Source organism: Bacillus fungorum, assembly GCF_002746455.1.
Taxonomy (GTDB): domain Bacteria; phylum Bacillota; class Bacilli; order Bacillales; family Bacillaceae_G; genus Bacillus_A; species Bacillus_A fungorum.
This window is the reverse complement of sequence record NZ_NWUW01000132.1, coordinates 1-1,060: the sequence shown is the minus strand read 5'-3', so window position 1 is coordinate 1,060 and position 1,060 is coordinate 1. Positions and strand designations below refer to the sequence as shown.

The window sequence follows — 1,060 nt, the reverse complement described above, 5'->3', positions numbered from 1 at the left end:
CATACTCCACTTCTTTTGCAACTTCCTTGTCCTGCTCTAACGTTTTTTCTTCTTCACCTACATTCATTCGAACAGATGTAGCAACTAAATCGTATATATTTGCTACATCCTTTTCTAAGGTAATTTCTTTCATTGGAACAGTAACACGTTCTTGTTCCCTTCCAATAGGCCTATTTTCTCTCGGACACCAATAAACAGGTCGTTCCACCGGTTCTGGTCCTTTTTCTTTTTTCTTCTCTTCTATCAACATGTTTCTTTTTGTTTTGTAAACTACAAAAACCATATAGCAAATTAGTGCGATAAGAAGTATCTTAAACATGATTTTCCCCTCTCATTTAGCCAAATAAATCGAACTCAAATTGTCCTTCAATTACTTTATTCTTTCGTTTCCCTTTCTTTTGAGAAGTATCTACTTCAACAATTAATTCATCCCAGAATGCAATATCCTGTTTTTGTACAAGCATACGCTTATCTGTAATCAATGTTGTTAAAGCTCGAACTAAATCTTTTATTTCTCCATCTACTTCAAGTACATTCTGCTTAATTCGAACACCAGGTACTTGCTCCTTTTTAATACATTCAACAGCTTTTTGCATAAATTGAGCCTCTTTCATAAATGCTACGTCCATTGTTTCTGATAATTTTTCCACCCAATTTGTAAATTGAATTTCAATTGGTTCAAATACAGGTGTAATCACTTTCCCGATATTTTCAAGTACTCGCTTCGATTCCTCCGATGCTGCTTGTGTCCATTCTTCTGTTGAACCTTTTAACTGATTCCCGCTTTTAATGTTTTGAATTAATAGCGTCTGTAGATCTCCTGTATCACCAAGCATTGCATTCAATCCATCACTTGTTGCATCTCCGTTCATGGCTTCAGAAGCTTTATTCTTCTGAGCAATTAACTGTGCCATCTGAGCTTGGAACGTTTCTTGGTAGCCCAGATAGAAGGTTCTACATTGCTTTGTTTGTCCAATACGCCAGTGTCTTCTTGCGGCTTGGTTTAACGTAAATAAGCTAAATGATAGTTGGTAGAAAATTAACGTTGGTGTCGCCAACA

General features: G+C 36.2%; 2 pseudogenes. Both read right to left on the bottom strand.

The window, feature by feature from the left end:
- Positions 1–319, bottom strand: a pseudogene (locus CO726_RS31040) (transposase); the annotation flags it as partial.
- A 16-nt stretch (positions 320–335) separates the two neighbouring features.
- A pseudogene (locus tag CO726_RS31035) lies at positions 336–1,060 on the bottom strand (hypothetical protein); the annotation flags it as partial.